The following is an 18,266-nucleotide window of genomic DNA, read 5'->3' on the forward strand; positions in this document are numbered from 1 at the left end:
GGTACACTCCGGGGAATCGTGCGTATCGGGATCGTGACCGCCACCTACCTGCCGTCCCGCAACGGCGTCGCCACGAGTACGGCGCTGTACGCCCGTGGCCTGCGCGAACGCGGGCACGAGGTCCGCATCTTCGCGCCGCGCCATCCCCAGGCGCGGGGGCACGAGGAAGGCGTCTACCGCCTCAACTCGTCCTTCGCGGGGGCGCGGACGCTGGGAGCACCCGCCGACTACCCGGTCATGCTCGCGCCGGGGCCGCTGCTCACCTCGCGGCTGCCGCTGCGCGACCTCGACGTGCTGCACACCATGCATCCCTTCCTGGCCGGGCGGCTGGCGCTGCGCTGGTCGCGGTTCTCGGGCGCCCCGGTCGTCTTTACCGCGCACACCCAGTACGACCAGTACCTGCACTACGCGCCCATGCCGAGGCGGGTGGGCCGGGCGATGCTGCGCCCGCATGTGGCCGCGTTTGCCCGGCGGGTCGACACCGTGCTGGCCCCCGGCCGCGCGATGGTCGAGATGCTGCGCGATTACGGCTTCGGCGGAGAGGTCGAGCTGTTTCCCAACCCGGTAGACCTCGCCAGCTTCCGGGAGGCGCGGGGCGAGGAGTTCCGCGCCGAGTACGGGGTGCCGGGGGACGTGCCGCTGGTCATGTATCTGGGCCGCCTCGCCGCCGAGAAGAATCTGGAGGTGATGCTGCGAGCCTTTGCCCAGGCGCAGGCGTCGCGGCCCGAGCTGCGGCTGCTCGTCGTGGGTGACGGGCCGGGGCGGGCGGCGGCGCAGGCGGCGGCCCCCCCCGGCGTCACCTTGACCGGACCCGTCTCCTACGCCCGCGTGCCCGAAGCGCTCGCCGCCGCCGACGCCTTCATCACGGCGAGCACGTCCGAGGTGCTGCCCATGAGCATGATCGAGGCGTTGGCCGCCGGAGCGCCGCTGGTGGCCGCGCAGAGCCCCGCCGCGCTGGACCTCGTGCAGCCGGGGGTCAATGGACTGGTCACGGACGCGGCGCCGGACGCGCTGGCCGCCGGACTCCTCGGCGTGCTGCGTCCGGATCGCCTGCCCGCCCTGCAAGCCGGAGCGCGGGCGAGCGCGGCGCAGTACGACCTGCCCACCCGCGCCGCCGCACTGGAGGAGGTCTACAGCCGGACGGTGGCGCAGGGGCGCACGCGCAGCCGCTTTTCTCTGTGACGGACAGACGCCTCCCCTTGCCCGTCTCCCGGCCCTCCGGCACAATGGCTGTATTCCCAAGGAGTCTTCCCGCGTGATTCGTTAAGCCTTCCATCCTCGTCAACCCGGCCCTTCCCGTCTGGGGGCGCCTTCGACCTGTGAATGGAGGGAACGTCATGTCTGCACTGGCTCTGCCTCAGCCATATCTCGACCGGATTCGGTCCCGTTTTCCCGCGCTGCCCCTGCGCGAGCTGGAGTTCAATCAGGATGGCCTCGTCAACGACGTGGTCGTCGTCGGTGGCGACCTCGTCTGCCGTTTTCCCAAACACGACTGGGCGCCCGCCCTGCTGCGGCAGGAGGCCCGGGTGCTGGAGCTGGCCCGGCGCCACGTGACCCTGGCCGTTCCCCGGTTCGAGGTGCTGGAAGAGGACTTCGCGGCCTACCAGTTCCTGCCCGGCGAGCCACTGACCCGGACGCGGCTGCTCCGGCTGTCCGGGCGGGCACGGCGGGCGGCCCTGACCGAACTGCTGACCTTTCTGCAGCAACTCCACGCCGTTCCCCAGGACGAGGTGGAGGCAGCGGGGGTCGGTCCCTCGGACGCGACCCGAACCCGCGAGGACTGGTTGGCCTTCGCGGGGGAGGTGGAAGACGCCCTGTTCCCCCTGCTGATGCGCCACCAGCGGGAGGCGTTCCGCGAGGTGTTCGGCCCGGTCCGGAGCGGCGCCCTCGATCTGAGCCACACGCCCCGGCTGATCCACGGCGACCTGGGGGTCTATCACGTCCTCTTCGACCCCGGTGCGGGGCGGCTTTCCGGCGTCATCGACTTCGGCACGGCGGGGTTGGGCGATCCAGCCCTCGACCTGGCGGTGCTCCTGGGCAACTACGGCGAGAGCTTGGTGGCCCCGGTGCTGCCCACTTACCCAGAACTGGGGGACCACCTCGACCGCGCCCGCTTCTGGGTGGGCACGCTGGAATGGCAGTGGGCATTGGCGGGGGTGGTGGGGGGCCGCACGGAGTTTGCCCTGGCCCACCTGGGCGGTGCGCGTGATGTGCTGCCCACCGGCTCGTCCCGAGACTGACCCGCCCCGCGCAAAGAAGAACCCCCGCTTGCTTCGCGGGGGTCTTTCTGGTGCCGAGGATGGGATTTGAACCCACACGCCTCGCGGCGCTAGTCCCTGAAACTAGTGCGTCTACCAATTCCGCCACCTCGGCCTACCTTGGTTGCGCCCGCGCGGGGGCGCGTTTCAGGGCTTGCTTACTTTAGCGGCGAGGCGGGGGACTGTCAACCGCCGCGCTTCAGCGGGGGCCGCCCAACCGGTCCTCCAGGAAAGCCCACACGTCGGCGGCCTCCTCGATCACCAGCGCGGTCGGTTTGCCCGCCCCGTGCCCAGCCCGCGTCTGGATGCGGATGAGCACCGGGGCCTCTCCCCCATGCGCCCGCTGGAGTTCGGCGGCGAACTTGAAGGAGTGCGCCGGAACCACCCGGTCGTCGTGGTCGCCCGTGGTGATCAGGGTGGCGGGGTAGGCGGTGCCTTCCCGCAGGTTGTGCAGCGGCGAGTAGGCCAGCAAAGCCTCCAGCATCTGCGGGTCGTCGGCGCGGCCGTAGTCCGACGCCCAGGCCCAGCCGATGGTGAAGTGCTGGTAGCGCAGCATGTCCAGCACGCCGACCTGCGGAATGGCCGCCGCGAAGAGGTCCGGCCGCTGGGTCATGCACGCGCCTACCAGCAGCCCGCCGTTGCTGCCGCCTTGAATGCCCAGGTGTTCGGGGGACGTGATGCCGGAGGCGATCAGATGCTCGGCCACCGCGATGAAATCGTCGAAGACATTCTGCTTCTGCCCCAGCGTGCCCGCCCGGTGCCACTCCTCGCCGTACTCGCCGCCGCCGCGCAGGTTGGCCTGCACGTACACGCCGCCGCGCTCCAGCCACGCGAGGCGCGAGGGGCTGAAAGCGGGCGTCAGGCTGATGTTGAAGCCGCCGTAGCCGTAGAGCAGGGTGGGGTTCCCGCCATCGCGGACCATGCCCTTCCGCGCCACGATAAAGAGGGGCACCGGCGTTCCGTCCCGACTGGTGGCGAATTCCTGCGTGACCTCGTAGGCGGAGGCGTCGAAGGTCAGCGCAGGTTCGGCCAGCGGCTCGGGCTCGCCGTCCGGCAGCAGCAGGCGGTAGGGCAGCGCCGGGGTCAGGAAGGACGTGAAGCCCAGGAAGACCTCGGGGTCGTCCTCGCGGGTGCTGATGCCCATCAGGGAGCCGAGGCCGGGGAGGGGGATCTCGCGGCGGTGGGCGCCATCACGCCCATACAGATTGACCCGGTGGCTGGCGTCCACCAACGTCACCGTGAGGAGGCCGTCGGGCACGGGCAGGACGTATTCCAGTTTGTGCGGCCCTTCGGGGATCAGGTCGCGCCGCTCGCCCGTCTTCAGATTCCAGGCGATCACCTTCTCGCGGGGCGCGTCCTCGTCGGTCCTCAGCAGGAGCACGTCCTCCTCGCTGGCGATGAAACTGAAACTGGCTCGGAAGTCGGAGACGAGTTCACGCCAGGGACCGTCCGAACCGAGTTCACGCACCCACAGCAGGTTCCTGGGGTCAGTGCCCTTCCAGACGTGCAGGACGAGCAAGCGGCCATCATGGGTGACGTGGGGGTCAAAGCCCCAGTCAGGCTCGTCGGGGCGGGCGACGACCAGGGTGTCCTCGTCCTGCGGGGAGCCGACCCGGTGGAACATCAGGCGCTGGTTCTTGTTCGCCCCGGTCAGGACGCCGCCCTGCCCCGGCGCGTCGTAGGCGCTGTAGTAGAAGCCAGAGCCGTCGGGCAGCCACTCGGCACCACTGAACTTGCTCCAGTCGAGGCGGTCGGGGAGGTCTTCCCCACTCGAAACGTCGCGCACCTGCCAGGTCACCCAGTCGCTGCCGCCGCTCTGGGTACCGTAGGCGAGCCGCTCGCCGTCCTCGCTCACCGACGCCCCCGCCAGCGCCACCGTCCCGTCCGCGCTGAGGGCGTTGGGGTCCAGCAGCGTGCGCCACGGCCCGCGCGGACTGTCCGCCACCTCCAGCACGGGCTGGTTCAGCAGGCCGGGGTTGAACTGCCGGAAGTACCGCTCGCCGCGTTTCCAGGGCGTGCCTTCCTTGGGGTAGTTCCACAAGGCGGTGAGGCGTTCCTGGTAGGCGGCGCGGGCGGGCAGGGTGTCCAGATGGGCCTGGGTCACCCGGTTCTGCGCCCCCACCCAGGCGCGGGTCTGCGGGCTGTCGGGGTCCTCCAGCCAGCGGTAGGGGTCGGGCACGCGGACCTCGCGGCCGTGGGGGTCGGTGTACACGTCCACGTGGTCGCCACGCGGAGACTCCGGGTATGAGGGGGTCACGGGGGGCATTCTGTCACGGCAAAAGCCGGGGCAGAGGGCGGGAATCTCCCCTGCCCCTCTGCCCCCGAGCTTCCGGCCTTACTTCACCAGGCCCAGCTTGCGAACCTCGTCGCGCTCCTCAATCAGTTCCTGCGCGGTGGCGTCCATCTTGCCCCGGCTGAACTCGGACACGTCGAGGCCCTGCACAATCTCGTACTGACCGCCGCTGCAGCGCACGGGGAAGCCGTAGATCAGGCCTTCGGGCACGCCGTAGGAACCGTCCGACGGGATACCCATGCTGACCCACTCGCCTTCGGGGGTGCCCAGCGCCCAGTCGCGCATGTGGTCGATGGCGGCGCTCGCGGCCGAGGCGGCGCTGCTGGCCCCCCGCGCCTCGATGATCGCCGCGCCGCGTTTGGCGACGGTGGGGATGTAGGTGCCCTCGTACCACTCGCGCTCCACGAGGTCGAGGGCGGGCTGGCCGTTCACGGTCGCCTGCGAGAGGTCGGGGTACTGGGTCGAGGAGTGGTTGCCCCAGATGGTGATGTTCTTGATCGCGCTCACGGGCTGGCCGGTCTGCTCGGCGAGCTGCGAGATCGCGCGGTTGTGGTCCAGGCGGACCATCGCGGTGAACTGCCTGGGGTCGAGGTCGGGCGCGTTCTGCTGCGCGATCAGGGCATTGGTGTTGGCGGGGTTGCCCACCACGAGCACCTTCACGTCCCGGCTCGCCACGGCGTTCAGCGCCTCGCCCTGCGGCTTGAAGATGCCGCCGTTGGCGCTGAGCAGGTCGCCGCGCTCCATCCCGGCCTTGCGGGGCATCGCGCCCACGAGCAGCGCGTAGTCCGCGTCCTTGAAGGCGACCATCGGGTCGTCCGAGGTCACGATGTCGGCCAGCAGGGGGAAGGCGCAGTCGCGCAGCTCCATCACGACACCCTGAAGGGCCTTCAGCGCGGGCGTGATTTCCAGCAGTTGCAGGATGACGGGCTGGTCCTTGCCCAGCATGTCGCCGGACGCGATGCGGAAGAGCAGGCTGTAGCCGATCTGCCCGGCGGCGCCAGTAACGGCCACGCGGACGGGTTTCTTGGTCATGGTCATGGGGAATCCTCCTGAAAGGTGAGATTGATCGCCCAACAATAACGCGGGGGCGGGAGGAGAGGCGGGAGCGTTCCCCGTGGGGAGACAGTTCACCCCACCCGCCCCAAGCTCTCTATCACCCGCTCACAGCGGGGCGGATCGACGGTCAACCCCGCTTCCAATCCCCAGAGCCAGTAATCGAGGGTGCGAACGTAAGTCCAGGCGCGGGTCAGGTCGGCGTCCAGGTCTGCCGAATCCACGATGCGGTCGAGCGCCCGCCTCACCCCGCCACTCGACTCGATCTCCTCCAGCCCCCACCACAGGAGTTGGGCCACGCCGTATTCCAGGTCCCCCGCGAGCACCTGAGGGTCGGTAACCAGCCAAGGCTCGCGCTCTGCACGCAGCACGTTCCCGTCATGAATGTCCCAGTTGACGAGCAGGTTTCCGACCGAGGGGGCGAGCTCGGAAGCGAGGGCAACGGCTCGTTCGACGACCTGCCGGGATAACGGTCGGCCCTGCTGCTCCCAACGCTGGGGCAACGTGGTCCCCACCCGCCGGGCCACCGCCGCCAGTGAGGGGAAACTCGCCGGGGCCGGGACAGCAAGCCGCCTCAGCAGGCTCCCGGCCACAGGGAGGGCTTCCTCCACCCCGACCCGGCTCAGGTCTGCCGTGCTGTCGAGGCGTTCGAGGAGAAGGGCCTGCCGTACTGTGTCTGCCCGCAGCAGCCGCACCGCACCCCGCCCGTCCCACAGCGTCAGAGCCTTGACCGCCCGTTCCATGCTGCCGTCCTCGCTCGGCCAGGTGACCTTGAGCACGGCGGGGGTGCCCGCGCCGCGCACGGCGAAGACCAGGCCCCATTCCCCATGCCTGGCCGGACCCTCCACCTCCAGGCCCCAGGTGGCGCAGACTTCAGCGACCAGAGTGGGCAACGACTCGAGCCAGCGGCGACCCGCCTCGCCCGACCGGGAGACCGTCCTCATGGCAAACGCTTTGGGAACGGCGATCATCTCAGATCGGCGCGTCCTCCTGAAACGTCGGCTCCCGCTTCTCGCGCAGGCTCGCTAGCCCTTCGCGCACGTCGGGGCCAGTGAAGCCCAGGAATTCCAGGGCGAGGCTGGTGTCGAAGGTCGGCCCCATCGCCCGCAGCCAGTTGTTCAGGGCGTATTTCGTCCAGCGCACGGCGGTGGGGCTGCCGGAGGCGAGCTTGCGGGCCACGGCCCAGGCGCGGTCGAGGAGTTCCTCGTCGGGCACGCACAGGCTGACCAGACCGATACGCTCGGCCTCCTCCCCGGAAACGGGTTCCCCCGTCATCAGGTGGTATTTGGCCTTGTTCAGCCCGCACAGCAAAGGCCAGATGATGGCCGCGTGGTCGCCCGCCGCCACGCCCAGCCGAACATGGCCGTCCAGAATCCGGGCGCTTTTGGCGGCGACGCTCACGTCCGCGAGCAGGGCGACCGCCAGCCCCGCGCCCACGCAGGGGCCGTGAATGGCACTTACGACGGGCTTGCCGCAGTTCACGAGGTTGTACACGAGGTCCCGGGCTTCCTTCCACACGCGGGCGAGGGCGGTGAAGTCCTGGCTCATCTCCTCGATCAGCGCGAAGTCGCCGCCCGATGAAAACCCTCGGCCCTCGCCGCGCACCAGCACGCAGCGGACGCCCGAAGCGGCGTCGATGTCGCGCCAGATGTACGTCAGGGCGCGGTGGGCCTCGGCATCCACGGAGTTCAGCGTCTTCTCGTTGCGGAGGACGACTTCGAGGATGCCGTCCCCGTGCAAGGTGAGGTGCAGGCCGGGGTAGGCGCCCGGCGCGGTGAGTTGCTGGGCGGTCAAGGAGTGGGCGGACATGGCGGGAGGCTAACACCCCCCGGCGGGGGTGCGAATGTGCGCAGACGCGGGAGCGGCGCACGTCCTACGCTGGCACCGGTTTCCCCGGAGGTGCCCCCATGCGTCTGACCCTGCCCGCCCTGCTGTGTTCCCTGCTGCTCGCCGCCTGTGACGGCGGAACCCCCGCCCCGACCCAGGTCACGGTCGAGGTCAGCGATCCCGACTTTGGCGACACTTTCAGCTACCAGACAACCACCGACTTCCGCCCCGCGCTCAGCCCCCTGGCGGGCTTCCCACAGACGGGGGCCGAGAAGGCCATGCTGGACGCGGTGAACGCCGAGCGCAGCCGAGGCGGCAGTTGCCCGGACGGCCGGACGTTCCCGGCCCGCCCCACGCTGACCTTCGAGGGGCACCTGCACGAAGCGGCCGACGGCTACGCGGCGGTGCTGGCAGGTCGGGGCACCCTGGAGCTTCCCCACAAACTCGGCACGAGCACCCCGGCCCGGCGCATGGTGGGGGCAGGCTTCAAGCCCGCGCCTCCCACCGGAACGGTCCTGCGCTTCGAGGAGAGTCTGGCCGCCGGAATGACCGACCCCGCCGAGGTCATCGCGGCCTGGAAAGGCAGTGCCTCCCACTGCGCGGCCCTGTACAGCGCTGTGTCCTACGGCAGCGTGGCGCGGGCCGAGGGGGCAGGCCGGGCTTACTGGGTGCTGAACACGGCGGGCTGGTAATACGGTTGCCGTCCCATCGGTTCTCGAACCGGGAGAGCGCCGACAGGGAAACGCCTTTCCCGGCCACCGTTGTGTTCCTGCTCGCTCTGCCTCGCAGCTTTGCCAGTCCGCTCGGGGTGAACAGGGTGTGTCACCGCTGGGCCGGAATCTGTAGCAGGCCCATCAGGGCAGGCCCACCAGCAGCCCCTGCCCGTTGACCAGGGCCGCCCCCACCTCCAGCTCGGCGGCGAGCGCGGGGGCGGGGCGGCCCGGTTCGCCTGCAAACAGCAGCACCGGGCGAGCCTCCAGGCCCACACTGCCGTGCTCGTCCAGTCGGGCCAGCACCGCCCCGAAGGTCCAGTCCCGCGCCCACAGCCGCTTGAGGGCATGCAGGGCGGCTGTTCCAGGCGGCGTGACGGCCGCAGCCTCCGTCTGCTGCCCACCGGGACGGCGCAGATGCACCTCGCCCATGCTCAGGCCCGCGTTGCCCAGCGCCCGGTAGAACAGTTGCACCGCGTCGTCCGACAGGGCGCTCGTGCGGACCAGCTCGGCGGCGCGGGGCGCGAGCGTCTCCAGCAGGTCCTCGTCCAGCCGGGCGGGATTAAGGCCCGAAAAGAGGCGCCGGAGTTGCTCGGGCAGGTTGTTGCCCCGGTAAAAGGCCTCCTCATAGCTCGCGGGGACCACCATCCCGGCGCTCAGGCGCCCGGCGTGCGCGGCCAGCCGGTGCGTCTCGGCCCCGACCACGGCGGCGGGCTGCCGGGCCGCCTCGGTAAAGGTCAGCATATGGAGGGGAGCTTAACAGGGCAAAGGGGATCAGCGGGCGCCGCGCAGGGCTTTGGGGAGGTGGGACCAGAGGGGACGCAGCAGGATCAGGTGGACAATCCCCGCGCCTACGGCCACCCCGAGGATGGCCGCCCCGAACGAGGAATCCTGCGAGAGCCAGATCGCGTAGAGGCTGAGCATGACGAACAGCGACCGGGCCGACCGTAGCACCACCAGCACCCGTGCGCTGCGGGCGGGCCAGCGGCGAGGAATGGCCCATTCCACCGCGCCCAGCACCAGCACTCCAGCCACATAGATTCCGTAGGCCACCCAGGAAAAGCCTCAGCCCACGAGGAGGGACATGAAGGGCAGGGCCAACCCGATCACCGCATCAAAGACGAGTCCACCCCATTCTCGCGGATCAGCTTTTCGGTAGGCCCGGTTCGCCCACAACTCCTCTTCCTCCAACCGCGTGAAGTGCGCCCCCATCGGCGCCTGCTGCACCTGGGACGCCGACCCCAGCGCCGCCTGGGCCGCGCCCTCCGGGTCGGGGTGCCCCGCTGCCCGCAGGGCGTCGGCGTGGGCCAGCGCGTGTTCCTCCAACTCGTGCCGGATACGGCGGGCCGTGTCGGGCGGGAAAGGAGCGGTCACGGTGTCCAAGTAGCGGCTGAGCGGAGTCTGGGTCATGGGCGGCTCTCCTTCAGGGCGAGGGTGCGGCGCAATCGGCGGTCGTCCCGAAAGGCGACGGCCAGCGCGGCCAGCAAGGCGGTTCCCAGCAGCCCGACTCCCCAGACCTCCGTCTCCTGACCCCGCCACACATCCACCACGTCATTGATCCACAGCATGGAGATCACACACAGACTGCCCCACTGCGTGCGCCACAGCCGACGCCGCTCGGGGACGGTGCGGGCCGTAACGCCCCACACGAGCAGGTTGAGCAGCGTCGCCAGGGCAGGCCCGGCCGCGCCCCAGGGGAGGGTCACCCCCTCACCCCGCTCCCAGCTCCACCAGTCCCAGACCATGTAGCCGCCATACAGCAGGGGCAGCAGCCAGACGAGGCCGAACAGTCCCCGCGCCAGCGACTCTTCCCTCAACGTTTCCAGCCGTTCCGCGCCCAGATACGTCTGCCCCAGCGACCGCCGCACCGCTTGCGGTGAACCCAGCGCCGCGACCGCCTCGGCCTCGGGCACCCCCGATTCCGCGACGTGGGCGGCGTACTCGGCCCGCACCCGCTGGGCGACTTCGGACGGCAGCCCAGCGGTGGCCTCCCGCAGCCAGTGCTCCAGGGTCATGCGGTTTCCCCCTCCTGCTTGGCGGCGGCGCGGAGAGAAGTCGGGAGGCGCAGGAGGTGAGACAAAGGCAGCAGCGCCAACCCCAGGATGAAGACGTATTCCAGCAACGTGGCGTCAGGGCCAGGCCGCAGCCCCCCCAGCGGTTCGCGGCCCGACTTCAGGCTGGCGACCGTGATTCCCACGAGCAGCCCACTCAGCACGGTCCACGGGTGCAAGAGCCACGAGGCCACAACCCGCCAGCGCACCCTGGACGCGAGCCGGGAGACGACCAGCCAGCGCAGGCCCGTCAGCAGCAGGACAATCCCGGCCCACCCCCAGAACGCGGGCGCTGACCCGGCTTCCCCACGCACCATCTGAAGCGTCACGATCAGGGCGGGACCCACGATGAACCCCAGATCTTCCCCCAGCGCCTGCCGCAGCCCGGCCCAGGTCGGCGCGTAGCCGGGGTGCAGGGCGCGGGCTTCCTGTTCGGTCAGGTGGACCCGGCGCAGTTCCCGGCCCACCCGGTGGGGGTCGCCCCAGCCAGCGAGGATCTCGTACGGCCATTCCCCAGCGGCCTGGGCATCCTCGAAAGCCGCCGCGTACTCCCGCCGCACCCGTTCGGCCGCCGCCGGGGCCAGGCCGCGTGTGGCGAACTCCAGCCAGCGCTCCAGCGTCACGGCGTGCCTCCCAGCACCGCACCCACCGCCCGCACCTGCTTTTGCCAGTCGCCCCGCGCCTTGGCCAGCACCTTACTGCCCTTCTCGGTCAGGCGGTACTCGCGCCGCACCCGGCCGCCCGCCTCGCGCTCCTCGCTCTCGACCAGTCCCTCGGCCTCCAGCGCGTGCAGGGCGGGGTAGAGGGTGCCTTCCTTGGCGGTCAGCAGCCCCTCGGAGCGGGCCTTGATCGCCTGCGCGATGGCGTAGCCGTGTTCGGGTTGCCGCTCCAGCACGGCCAGAATCAGCATCCGGAGCTGCTCGCGGGAGTTCATGGTTCCAGTATACCTCTAAATTCAATGTATCGGGAAGGAAGGTAACTGGGCGGGGGATACTGCCCCATGGCAGACGACGCCCGCCGCTTTCCCATCGGCCCGATTCAGGACCTGCCCACGCGGGACCGGGCGGCGCTGGAAGCCGTCGCCGCGCGGATGGAGGCGACCGGGCGCGAGTGGCGGGAGGCCGTGACGGGGCTGGACGCGGCCGGGCTGGCCCGCAGCTACCGCCCTGGGGGGTGGACGGTCGCGCAACTCGCCCACCACGCAGCGGACGCACACATGCATGGCCTGAACCGCCTGAAGTACGGCCTGACGGCCGAAGGCTACGTCATCCAGCCCTTCGCGCAGGAGGCGTGGCTGACCCTGGCGGACGCGGCGCTGCCGGTGGCGGAGGCGCTGGCGCTGATGGACACGGCGAACGTGCGCTGGGCCGCTCTGCTGCGCGGCACCGACCCCGAACAGTTCGCCCGCCGCGTGACCCACCCGCAGGAGGGCGAGCAGGACCTGTGGCGGCTCGTCGCCAAGCACGACTGGCACCTGCGCCACCACCTCGCGCATGCGCGGCTGGCGCTGGCGTAACCGCTAGTCCCCCAGGTGGGCGTGGTCGTTGTAGACGTGCAGGGTCCACCCGACGCCGCGCCGCTCCAGCCGGGTGATCCCGGTGTGTGCGTGGCGGTAGGGAAAAGGCAGCACGTAGCCGGGCTGCGGGGGCGCGGGCCAGCCGAAGAGGGTGCACAGCAGCGCCCGCAGCGCCGCCCCGTGGGTGAAGGCGGTCACGGTCCCGCCCGGTAATTCCTCTGCCCAATCCCGCATCCGTGCCCCCACCTCCTCCAGACGCTCGCCGCCGCCGGGGGTAGGGAGGCGCCAGGGGTCGCGCTGCCACGCGGCGTAGTCGGGGTCGTGGAGCACCTGTTCGGAGGTCGCCCCCTCGTAGCGCCCGAAGTGCAGTTCGCGCAATCGGGGGTCCAGCCGGACTTCTGCGCCGGGCAGGGCCAGGCGGGCCGTCTCTGCGGCCCGGCGCAGGTCGCTGGCGTAGACGAGGCCGGGGTCGCGTTCGGCCAGCCGTACGCCCAGCCGCCGTGCCTGCCTCTCCCCCACCTCGCCCAGCGGGGTGTCGGTCCAGCCCTGCCAGCGGCCCTCCCCGTTCCAGACGGTCGCGCCGTGGCGAATCAGGGTGAGGTGGAGGGGGCCGGGCGTCAGGGGCGGGCCTCGGTGTCGGGCTCGGCGCTGGCGGTATCGAGCCCTTCGGCGAGGGGCGGGACCGGGCGGGGGGCACCGTCCTCGCCCAGCGCGACAAAGACGAACAGGCCCGTGGTGGCGAGTTCCTGCTCGCCGGAGGCCATGTGCTCGCGGTACACGTCCACCTGAATGGTCATGGACGAGCGGCCCACCCGGACCACGCGGGCGTCGAGGGCCACCGCGTCCCCCACCCGGATGGGCGTGCGGAAGTCCACCCCGTCCATGCGGGCCGTGACCACCGCGCCGCCGGGTCCCGCGTGCCGCACCGCCGCCACGCTGGCGGCCTTGTCCATCAGCGAGAGCACGAAGCCCCCGAAGGCTGTGCCCAGGTAATTCGTGTCCTTGGGAAAGACGAGTTCGAGCATCCGGGCGCGGCTGCGCGGCGCGGGCGTGCGGGACTGGGGGGGCTGAAGGGAAGTGGACGGGTCGGTCATCGCGCCCGGCAGTGTACGGCCCCCGCCGGGGAGGGTGAAGGAATGGGGGCAAGGCAATTGACACCCCCCCCGGTCCATGCCAGCATGCGCCTACCCACAACCCTGCTTCACACCCATGCGCTGTTCAGCTGCCAGCCCACCTGGCGAACGCCAAGTCTCGTGCGGCACCATCCCGCCGCGCCGGAGGTCTTATGAAGAAGCGTCTTTTGCTCTCGCTGGCTCTTGCCGTCTCGGCAGCCCCCGCCCTCGCCGACAAGGTGGTCAGCATCGGCTACAGCGGGCCGCTGTCGGGCGGCGCGGCCTTTTACGGCAAGGATGTCCAGAGCGGCATCGAGATGGCGATCAACGAACTCAACAAGGCCGGGGGCATCACGGTCGGCAATGAAAAGGTCACCTTCCGGCTGGTGTCGCTCGACGACCGCTACCTGCCCAACGAGACGGCGACCAACGTGCGGCGCCTGACCTCGCAGGGCATCGACGTGATCTTCGTGCCGCACGCGGGCGGGATTCAGGCGGTGCAGCCGCTTGCCACGCGCGACCCCCGGTTCCTGCTCGTCGCGTATTCCAGCGAGCCCGCGATTCTGGCGGCGAAAAACCCGCTGACCTTCATGCTGCCGCCGCGCTACGACAACTACGTGCAGCCCTTTGTCCAGACGCAGATGAAGGCCTTCGGCAAGCGGCTGGGGCTGATCGGCACCACCAGTGCCTACGGCAAGCAGTGGACCGAGGCCATCAGCGACGGCTGGCGCAAGCAGGGCGGCACGGTGGGGACCAACAACGGCGTGGACTACAACACCACCGTGGACTACTCCAGCGCGGTGACCAAGGCGCTCTCCGAGCGGCCCGACGTGCTGTTCGTGGGCGGCCCCAGTCAGCCCACCGCGCAGGTCATCAAGGCCGCGCGGGAACAGGGCTTCAAGGGCGGCTTCATCGTGATGGATCAGGCCAAGTTCGAGCAGATGGACGACGTGATTCCGCGCAGCTACCTCAACGGCAGCGTGGGGGTGCTGCCCACCATCGAGTATCCCGGCACCCAGCTGTTCCGCACCCAGTACTCGCGGGCCTACAAGAAAGACCCCACCAGCGAGGCCGCGCTGAATTACATGGGCATGAACATCATCGCCCGCGCGATGACGCTCGCCGGAACGACCGACAACCCCGAGGCCATCCGCGCCCAGCTCAACGCCGCCGCCAAGGCCCTGCCGCAGCGCCAGACCATCTACAAGCTCGCCGGAGTGACCGCCGGGGGCCACGTGGACGCCGAGTTCGTGATCGCCAGCGTCAAGGACGGCAAGTACAACCGCCTGCGCGTCACCAAGGTCTACAAGTAAAGCGCTGATGGGGAGAGCGCGTCCAGAACCCACCCCGGAGCCTCTCCCCTGCCCAGGCCGCGCCCCCCGCCCAGCGGAACGCGGCCCTTTTTCTCTTACCCCCGTTCTGACCTTCCAGGAGACCCGACCTTGACCACCCTCTTTCAACAACTCTCCAACGCGCTGGCGCTGGGCGGCGTGTACGCGCTCGTCGCGCTGGGGCTGACGCTGGTATACGGCGTGATGCGGGTGCCCAACTTCGCGCACGGCGGGCTGTACATGCTGGGGGCCTACTTCACCTACGCGGTGCTGAGCGGGCTGGGCGTGCCGTACCTCGCCGCGCTGCTGATCGCGGCGGTGCTCGTCGCCGGGCTCGCGGCGCTGCTCGAACGGCTGGTCTTCTACCCCCTGCGAAATGCCCCGCACGTTCACGCGATGATCGCGGCGATCGGGGTGCTGTTTTTCTTCGAGGCGGCGGTGCAGCGCATCTGGGGCGCGGACTTCAAGCAGATCGCCGAGCCGATTCCCGGCATCCTCGACCTCGGCGGGGTGGTGATCACCTGGCAGCGGCTGCTGGTGATTGTGGCCTCGGTGCTCGTCATGCTGGGGCTGAACTTCTTTCTCAAGCGCACGCTGACGGGCGCGACCATCGAGGCGATGGCCCAGAACCGCGAGGGAGCGCGGCTGGTCGGCATCAATGTCAACCGGGTCGGGATGCTGACCTTCGCCATCTCGGGGGCGCTCGCGGCGGTCGCGGCGGCCCTGATCGCGCCCATCGTCTCGGTGACGCCCGCGATGGGCGAGGTGATGAACCTCAAGGTCTTCGCCATCATCATCCTGGGCGGCATGGGCAGCGTGCCGGGCGCCATCGTGGGGGCCTTTTTGCTCGCGCTGGCCGAGATCTTCGGGGGGTTTTACATCGGGCTGGATTTCGCGGAGGTGATCGGGTTCGTGGTGCTGGTCCTCGTGCTGGCGATTCGCCCGCAGGGGCTCTTCCGGAGGGGAACGTGATGCCGGTCGGAGGCAAAGGTCACGGGGGGGGCGCCCGATGACGCGCTCCGCGTTCAAACCCGGCCCGCTGGTGTGGGTCGCCGTCTTCGTGCTCGCCGCGCTGCTGCCGCTCCTGCAACCCGGCGGCTACGTGCTGGACGTGGCGATCAACGTGATGATCTGGTCGATGCTCGCCTACGGCCTGAACGTGATGCTGGGCTACACGGGGCAGCTTCCGCTCGCGCACGCGGGCTTTTTCGGGATCGGGGCCTACGCGGTGGGCATCCTGACGCTGAAACAGGGCTGGAACTTCTGGCTGGCGTGGCCCACCGCCGTGCTGATCTGTGCGCTGGGCGGGCTGCTGATGGGGCTGGTGGCCTTCCGCACGCGGGGGGACGTCTTTTCCATCTTCACCCTGGGCGTGGGCGTGATCATCGCGCTGGTGATCAACAAGTGGGACAGCCTGACGGGCGGCGGCGACGGCCTCAACGGGGTGCCGCCCGCCTCCAGCCTGTTCGGGATCGATTTTTCGCGTTCGGCCAACTTCTACTACGTGGCGCTGGCGGCGCTGGCGCTGACGGTGCTGATCGTGGCGCGGACCCGCCAGAGTGTGTTCGGGCGCTCGCTGGTCGCCATCCGGGGCGGCGATGACCTCGCGCGGAGCGCGGGCATCGACGTGTACTCGCATAAATTGCGGGCGCTGATGCTCTCCACTGCCCTGGCGGGACTGGCGGGCGGCGTGTACGCCGCCTACGTGGGCTTCCTGGGCTCGGCGGTGACCGGCCCGACGACCACCTTCACCGTGCTGCTGTACCTGCTCGTCGGAGGGGTGGGCACGCTGGCAGGGCCGCTGCTGGGGACCGGGCTGATCTACGTGGCGCTGCAATTCCTGAAGGGGCTGCAAGACTACCAGTACATCGTGTTCGGGCCGCTGCTGGTGCTGCTCGTTCTCTTCGCGCCGCAGGGGCTGGCCGGACTGTGGGACCGCTGGAGCGTGCGCCGGGCGAGCGCCCGCACCGAGAGGACGGTGGACCATGCCTGAGCCGGACGCCATTCTGCCGAACGCCATCTTGGAGGTCGAGGGGCTGGGCATTCGCTTCGGGGGCCTGCATGCCGTGCGCGACGTGACGACCCAGCTTCCGGCCGGGAAGATCACCGCGATCATCGGGCCGAACGGGGCGGGCAAGAGCACCTTTTTCAACCTGATCTCGGGCTTCTATCAGCCGACCTCGGGGCGCATCCGCTTTCAGGGCGAGGACATCACCCGCCTGAGGACCCATCAGGTCGTGGGGCGCGGCATCGCCCGCACCTTTCAGACGACCACCATCTACAAGGAACTCAGCGTGCTCGACAATGCGATGATCGGCCACCGGGTCCGGACGCGGGCGGGAGTGTGGGACGCCCTGCTGCGCACGGGCCGCGAGCGCCGCGACGAGGCGGAAAGCCGCCAGGGGGCACTGCGGGCGCTGGAGCGGGTGGGGCTGGCAGGGCAGGCCGGACGGCCCGCCGGGGCCTTGACCCAGGAAGGCCAGAAGCGCGTCGGCATTGCGATGGCGCTCTCCAGCGATCCCAAACTGCTGCTGCTGGACGAACCCGCTGCCGGGATGAACCCCGAGGAGACCGTCAACCTGATGGGATTGATCCGGGAACTGGTGGGGGGCGGCCTGACGGTCGCGCTCGTCGAGCACAAGATGAGCCTGGTGATGGGCCTCGCCGACGAGATCGTGGTGCTGCACCACGGCCAGAAGATTGCGCAGGGCACGCCGGGAGCGGTCAGCCGCGACCCCGCCGTGATCGAGGCCTACCTGGGCGGGCACGCCCACGGCGGGCAGATGGGGCAGCCGGGCACCACCGGGAGTGGGAGCGGGGAGGGTGCCCATGCTTGAGGTGCAGCGCCTCAGCGTGAATTACGGCCCCTTCCGGGCGCTGCACGACGTGGACCTGACCGTGCAGGAGGGCGAGATCGTCGTGCTGCTGGGGGCGAACGGGGCGGGCAAGAGCACCCTGTTCCGGACGCTCAGCGGGCTCCAACGTCCCTCGGCGGGCACGGCGACGTGGCGCGGGGTGCCGCTCACGGGCGGGCGGCCCGAGTTCAACGTGTCGCAGGGGGTCTCGCAGTGTCCGGAAGGCCGCCTGCTCTTTCCCGACCTCAGCGTGGAGAAGAACCTGCGGCTGGGCGCCTTCGTGCACCGCCGGGACGCGGCGGGCACCGAGCGCGAGCTGGGGCGGGTCTACGACCTCTTTCCCGATCTGGTGGGCAAGCGGAACGCCCCCGCCGGGAGCCTGTCGGGCGGGCAGCAGCAGATGGTCGCCATCGCGCGGTCGCTGATGGCGCGGCCCCAGCTCCTGCTGCTCGACGAGCCGTCGCTGGGGCTGGCCCCGCTCGTGGTCGAGCAGGTCTTCCAGGCCGTGCAGCGGGTCAACGAGGCCGGGGTCAGCGTGCTGCTGGCCGAGCAGAACGCCTTCGCCGCGCTGGGCATCGCGCACCGGGGGTACGTGCTGGAGGGGGGCCGGGTGTCGCTGCAAGGCTCGCAGCAGGCGCTGCTGGGTGACGACCGGGTGCGGAGCGCGTACCTGGGGGTATAGCCGCCAGTCCCCAGCAGGAGCGGCGTGTAACGGGAGGCTTACACGCCGCTCCTCCTTTGCTTACGCGGGGCCGCTACACTGCTGGCAGTCGCCCCCCTCCGTATGCACGGGACTGGGGGCCGAACTCCGGACGAGAGCACCGCCGTACCCGGTCACGACAAGACGGCGCAGGAGGTGTCGTATGGCATGGATTCTGCTCGTGATCGCGGGGCTGCTCGAAATCGGCTGGGCGATCGGCCTGAAGTACACCGAGGGCTTTACCCGGCCCGTCCCCACGGTGCTGACCCTGCTGAGCATGGTCGCCAGCATGGGCCTGCTGGGGCTGGCGGCCAAGACGCTGCCCATCGGCACGGCCTACGGGGTCTGGGTGGGCATCGGCGCGGTGGGCGCGGCGATTCTGGGCATCGTGCTGTTCAAGGAACCGGTCACGCTGAGCCGCCTGCTCTTCTTGGGCATGATGATCGTGGCGATCATCGGGCTGAAGGCGACGAGCGGGCACTGAGAGACCCCTCTCCCAGGGGAGAGGGGGTTCTTTCGGTCAACTGGGCTGGAGCCGTCGCCAACACGAACCGCTGCGC

General features: G+C 70.1%; 22 protein-coding genes, 1 tRNA gene and 1 riboswitch. Of the genes, 10 read left to right on the forward strand and 13 right to left on the reverse strand.

Going from position 1 to position 18,266, the window contains the following annotated elements; translation table 11 throughout:
- The first annotated feature begins 18 nt into the window (after positions 1–18).
- Both L1280_RS07265 and L1280_RS07270 read left to right on the forward strand, forming a co-directional pair.
- Positions 19–1,182, forward strand: a complete 1,164-nt coding sequence (locus L1280_RS07265; protein WP_253581428.1) for a glycosyltransferase — start codon at positions 19–21, stop codon at positions 1,180–1,182.
- Between the two features lie 155 nt (positions 1,183–1,337).
- A complete protein-coding gene (locus tag L1280_RS07270; RefSeq protein WP_253581429.1) occupies positions 1,338–2,240 on the forward strand; it encodes a phosphotransferase family protein in 903 nt (300 codons plus the stop codon).
- Between the two features lie 48 nt (positions 2,241–2,288).
- Here L1280_RS07270 and L1280_RS07275 read toward each other — a convergent pair.
- The 5 genes from L1280_RS07275 to L1280_RS07295 form a co-directional block, all read right to left on the reverse strand.
- A tRNA-Leu gene (locus L1280_RS07275) sits at positions 2,289–2,373 on the reverse strand.
- Between the two features lie 84 nt (positions 2,374–2,457).
- Positions 2,458–4,524 (reverse strand): prolyl oligopeptidase family protein, encoded by a 2,067-nt coding sequence (locus L1280_RS07280; RefSeq protein ID WP_253581430.1) that lies wholly within the window; start codon positions 4,522–4,524, stop codon positions 2,458–2,460.
- A 69-nt stretch (positions 4,525–4,593) separates the two neighbouring features.
- Complete coding sequence (locus L1280_RS07285; protein WP_253581431.1) at positions 4,594–5,589, reverse strand: malate dehydrogenase; 996 nt, start codon at positions 5,587–5,589, stop codon at positions 4,594–4,596.
- An 89-nt stretch (positions 5,590–5,678) separates the two neighbouring features.
- Positions 5,679–6,548, reverse strand: coding sequence for an aminoglycoside phosphotransferase family protein (locus L1280_RS07290; protein WP_253581432.1), 870 nt, complete (start codon positions 6,546–6,548; stop codon positions 5,679–5,681).
- Positions 6,549–6,576: 28 nt separating this feature from the next.
- Complete coding sequence (locus L1280_RS07295; RefSeq protein WP_253581433.1) at positions 6,577–7,413, reverse strand: enoyl-CoA hydratase/isomerase family protein; 837 nt, start codon at positions 7,411–7,413, stop codon at positions 6,577–6,579.
- Between the two features lie 98 nt (positions 7,414–7,511).
- Between L1280_RS07295 and L1280_RS07300 the strand changes: the two genes are divergently transcribed.
- On the forward strand, positions 7,512–8,123 hold the full coding sequence (locus L1280_RS07300) for a hypothetical protein (protein ID WP_253581434.1): 612 nt from the start codon (positions 7,512–7,514) through the stop codon (positions 8,121–8,123).
- 162 nt (positions 8,124–8,285) lie between these two features.
- Here L1280_RS07300 and L1280_RS07305 read toward each other — a convergent pair whose 3' ends face one another.
- Genes L1280_RS07305 through L1280_RS07330 form a run of 6 tightly spaced genes read right to left on the reverse strand, consistent with a single transcriptional unit; the run spans position 8,286 to position 11,126 of the window.
- Positions 8,286–8,885, reverse strand: coding sequence for a hypothetical protein (locus L1280_RS07305; protein ID WP_253581435.1), 600 nt, complete (start codon positions 8,883–8,885; stop codon positions 8,286–8,288).
- A 30-nt stretch (positions 8,886–8,915) separates the two neighbouring features.
- The gene (locus L1280_RS07310; RefSeq protein ID WP_253581436.1) at positions 8,916–9,194 is read right to left on the reverse strand and encodes a hypothetical protein; all 279 of its coding nucleotides are present in this window, start codon (positions 9,192–9,194) and stop codon (positions 8,916–8,918) included.
- Positions 9,195–9,206: 12 nt separating this feature from the next.
- Entirely contained in the window at positions 9,207–9,551 is a 345-nt protein-coding gene (locus L1280_RS07315) for a hypothetical protein (RefSeq protein ID WP_253581437.1), read from the reverse strand.
- A complete protein-coding gene (locus tag L1280_RS07320) occupies positions 9,548–10,156 on the reverse strand; it encodes a hypothetical protein (protein ID WP_253581438.1) in 609 nt (202 codons plus the stop codon). Before L1280_RS07320 ends, L1280_RS07315 begins: the two co-directional genes overlap by 4 nt.
- On the reverse strand, positions 10,153–10,815 hold the full coding sequence (locus L1280_RS07325) for a hypothetical protein (protein WP_253581439.1): 663 nt from the start codon (positions 10,813–10,815) through the stop codon (positions 10,153–10,155). The genes L1280_RS07320 and L1280_RS07325 overlap by 4 nt, the downstream gene beginning before the upstream one ends.
- Complete coding sequence (locus L1280_RS07330; RefSeq protein ID WP_253581440.1) at positions 10,812–11,126, reverse strand: helix-turn-helix transcriptional regulator; 315 nt, start codon at positions 11,124–11,126, stop codon at positions 10,812–10,814. The genes L1280_RS07325 and L1280_RS07330 overlap by 4 nt, the downstream gene beginning before the upstream one ends.
- A 66-nt stretch (positions 11,127–11,192) precedes the next feature.
- Between L1280_RS07330 and L1280_RS07335 the strand changes: the two genes are divergently transcribed.
- Positions 11,193–11,708, forward strand: a complete 516-nt coding sequence (locus L1280_RS07335; protein ID WP_253581441.1) for a DinB family protein — start codon at positions 11,193–11,195, stop codon at positions 11,706–11,708.
- Positions 11,709–11,711: 3 nt separating this feature from the next.
- Here the strand turns inward: L1280_RS07335 and L1280_RS07340 are convergent, their stop codons facing one another.
- Positions 11,712–12,329 carry a histidine phosphatase family protein gene (locus L1280_RS07340; protein ID WP_253581511.1) on the reverse strand — a complete coding sequence of 206 codons (618 nt, stop codon included), beginning with the start codon at positions 12,327–12,329 and terminating at the stop codon, positions 11,712–11,714.
- A complete protein-coding gene (locus tag L1280_RS07345) occupies positions 12,326–12,802 on the reverse strand; it encodes an acyl-CoA thioesterase (RefSeq protein WP_253581442.1) in 477 nt (158 codons plus the stop codon). The genes L1280_RS07340 and L1280_RS07345 overlap by 4 nt, the downstream gene beginning before the upstream one ends.
- A 191-nt stretch (positions 12,803–12,993) precedes the next feature.
- On the opposite strand from L1280_RS07345, the gene L1280_RS07350 reads away from it, so the two are divergent.
- The 6 genes from L1280_RS07350 (at position 12,994) to sugE (ending at position 18,190) form a co-directional block, all read left to right on the forward strand.
- Complete coding sequence (locus L1280_RS07350; RefSeq protein ID WP_253581443.1) at positions 12,994–14,133, forward strand: ABC transporter substrate-binding protein; 1,140 nt, start codon at positions 12,994–12,996, stop codon at positions 14,131–14,133.
- A 129-nt stretch (positions 14,134–14,262) separates the two neighbouring features.
- Entirely contained in the window at positions 14,263–15,123 is an 861-nt protein-coding gene (locus tag L1280_RS07355; RefSeq protein ID WP_253581444.1) for a branched-chain amino acid ABC transporter permease, read from the forward strand.
- Between the two features lie 37 nt (positions 15,124–15,160).
- Entirely contained in the window at positions 15,161–16,144 is a 984-nt protein-coding gene (locus L1280_RS07360) for a branched-chain amino acid ABC transporter permease (protein WP_253581445.1), read from the forward strand.
- Positions 16,137–16,988 (forward strand): ABC transporter ATP-binding protein, encoded by an 852-nt coding sequence (locus L1280_RS07365; protein ID WP_253581446.1) that lies wholly within the window; start codon positions 16,137–16,139, stop codon positions 16,986–16,988. The genes L1280_RS07360 and L1280_RS07365 overlap by 8 nt, the downstream gene beginning before the upstream one ends.
- Positions 16,981–17,688: an ABC transporter ATP-binding protein gene (locus L1280_RS07370; RefSeq protein ID WP_253581447.1), complete on the forward strand. Its 708-nt coding sequence runs from the start codon at positions 16,981–16,983 to the stop codon at positions 17,686–17,688. Before L1280_RS07365 ends, L1280_RS07370 begins: the two co-directional genes overlap by 8 nt.
- A gap of 100 nt (positions 17,689–17,788) precedes the next feature.
- A riboswitch (guanidine-III (ykkC-III) riboswitch) is annotated at positions 17,789–17,860 on the forward strand.
- Positions 17,861–17,869: 9 nt separating this feature from the next.
- Positions 17,870–18,190 (forward strand): quaternary ammonium compound efflux SMR transporter SugE, encoded by a 321-nt coding sequence (gene sugE, locus L1280_RS07375; protein WP_104989674.1) that lies wholly within the window; start codon positions 17,870–17,872, stop codon positions 18,188–18,190.
- Positions 18,191–18,266: the final 76 nt, after the last annotated feature.

Origin of the sequence: Deinococcus sp. HSC-46F16 (assembly GCF_024171495.1) — a bacterium.
Classification (GTDB): domain Bacteria; phylum Deinococcota; class Deinococci; order Deinococcales; family Deinococcaceae; genus Deinococcus.

Excerpts from the sequence above, each read along its gene's own strand:
- L1280_RS07270 (WP_253581429.1), top strand. The coding sequence starts at position 1,338 with ATGTCTGCACTGGCTCTGCCTCAGCCATATCTCGACCGGATTCGGTCC.
- L1280_RS07280 (WP_253581430.1), bottom strand. The coding sequence starts at position 4,524 with ATGCCCCCCGTGACCCCCTCATACCCGGAGTCTCCGCGTGGCGACCAC.
- L1280_RS07285 (WP_253581431.1), bottom strand. The coding sequence starts at position 5,589 with ATGACCATGACCAAGAAACCCGTCCGCGTGGCCGTTACTGGCGCCGCC.
- L1280_RS07290 (WP_253581432.1), bottom strand. The coding sequence starts at position 6,548 with ATGAGGACGGTCTCCCGGTCGGGCGAGGCGGGTCGCCGCTGGCTCGAG.
- L1280_RS07295 (WP_253581433.1), bottom strand. The coding sequence starts at position 7,413 with ATGTCCGCCCACTCCTTGACCGCCCAGCAACTCACCGCGCCGGGCGCC.
- L1280_RS07300 (WP_253581434.1), top strand. The coding sequence starts at position 7,512 with ATGCGTCTGACCCTGCCCGCCCTGCTGTGTTCCCTGCTGCTCGCCGCC.
- L1280_RS07305 (WP_253581435.1), bottom strand. The coding sequence starts at position 8,885 with ATGCTGACCTTTACCGAGGCGGCCCGGCAGCCCGCCGCCGTGGTCGGG.
- L1280_RS07315 (WP_253581437.1), bottom strand. The coding sequence starts at position 9,551 with ATGACCCAGACTCCGCTCAGCCGCTACTTGGACACCGTGACCGCTCCT.
- L1280_RS07320 (WP_253581438.1), bottom strand. The coding sequence starts at position 10,156 with ATGACCCTGGAGCACTGGCTGCGGGAGGCCACCGCTGGGCTGCCGTCC.
- L1280_RS07330 (WP_253581440.1), bottom strand. The coding sequence starts at position 11,126 with ATGAACTCCCGCGAGCAGCTCCGGATGCTGATTCTGGCCGTGCTGGAG.
- L1280_RS07335 (WP_253581441.1), top strand. The coding sequence starts at position 11,193 with ATGGCAGACGACGCCCGCCGCTTTCCCATCGGCCCGATTCAGGACCTG.
- L1280_RS07345 (WP_253581442.1), bottom strand. The coding sequence starts at position 12,802 with ATGACCGACCCGTCCACTTCCCTTCAGCCCCCCCAGTCCCGCACGCCC.
- L1280_RS07350 (WP_253581443.1), top strand. The coding sequence starts at position 12,994 with ATGAAGAAGCGTCTTTTGCTCTCGCTGGCTCTTGCCGTCTCGGCAGCC.
- L1280_RS07360 (WP_253581445.1), top strand. The coding sequence starts at position 15,161 with ATGACGCGCTCCGCGTTCAAACCCGGCCCGCTGGTGTGGGTCGCCGTC.
- L1280_RS07365 (WP_253581446.1), top strand. The coding sequence starts at position 16,137 with ATGCCTGAGCCGGACGCCATTCTGCCGAACGCCATCTTGGAGGTCGAG.
- L1280_RS07370 (WP_253581447.1), top strand. The coding sequence starts at position 16,981 with ATGCTTGAGGTGCAGCGCCTCAGCGTGAATTACGGCCCCTTCCGGGCG.
- sugE (WP_104989674.1), top strand. The coding sequence starts at position 17,870 with ATGGCATGGATTCTGCTCGTGATCGCGGGGCTGCTCGAAATCGGCTGG.